Genomic DNA, 869 nt, shown 5'->3' on the forward strand with positions numbered 1-869 from the left:
TAAGGAGCATGACTTAGTTATTGGTGAAAATCGGTACACCATGAAAGAGGCACTCAGTGCACTGGAAAGCCTTCAAAAGGAAATTCCGGACCTCATTTCCAAAGCTCATGATTCCCAGATTAATGCGGTTGAAGAAGCACTGGAGATTGAAAGTAAAATCGATATTGTACGACTTAGAATGTCTTCAGTATTACTGCAAGAACAGTTCTACCTTGGTTATCCGAATAAACTCGCAATAGTAGAAGGCGCGCTTTTAAAGCAGAATGTATTAGCTTTGAAGGCTAGTGGTAGTAAAGACGAATATGAGTCTGCACTTGAGCAGTTCTGTGATTATGTCCGGAGAGCGTCATATATTGATTAACAATCCCCTTAACCAGTCAAAGCTGCGGACCGCGGCCTCAGTTTGAGGCGTTAGACTCTAAAGCTGGGAAATATGAATAATGAGTATTTTTGATGTCATGTTAGCTTTATCTACATTACTATGCTCGCTGGTTGCGGGGCTCCTATTCGCTTACGCAATCGTCATAATGCCCGGAATAAAAAACTTAGAAGACAAACAGTTTATTAAGGCTTTTCAAGTCACAGATCGAGTGATTCAAGATAATCATCCCGTATTTTTATTCGTTTGGGTCGGATCAGCTATTTCACTTATTGTTTGTGCTTTTACTGGTTTTTCAAAACTTCAAGGCTTGGACTTTTTCTTGCTTTTATCAGTTACGGCCGCTTACTTAGCTGGCGTACAGATATCAACAATTGCCATTCACTTGCCACTTAACAACAAGCTACAAGCGTGCGATGTTGAAACTATGAGCGTTGAGGAGTTACACAAGGCCCGCATCGGGTTTGAGCCTCGTTGGAATCAATCAAAC

Annotated in this window: 2 protein-coding genes; both read left to right on the forward strand. The window is 41.2% G+C overall.

The features are described 5' to 3' along the window. The coding region (locus A3762_RS27230; protein ID WP_197469073.1) for a hypothetical protein at positions 1-361 on the forward strand (361 nt) is incomplete at its 5' end. Between the two features lie 79 nt (positions 362-440). Next, a partial coding sequence (locus A3762_RS06245) for a DUF1772 domain-containing protein (RefSeq protein WP_068754543.1) occupies positions 441-869 on the forward strand: 429 nt, incomplete at its 3' end.

This window comes from Oleiphilus sp. HI0125, from assembly GCF_001635355.1.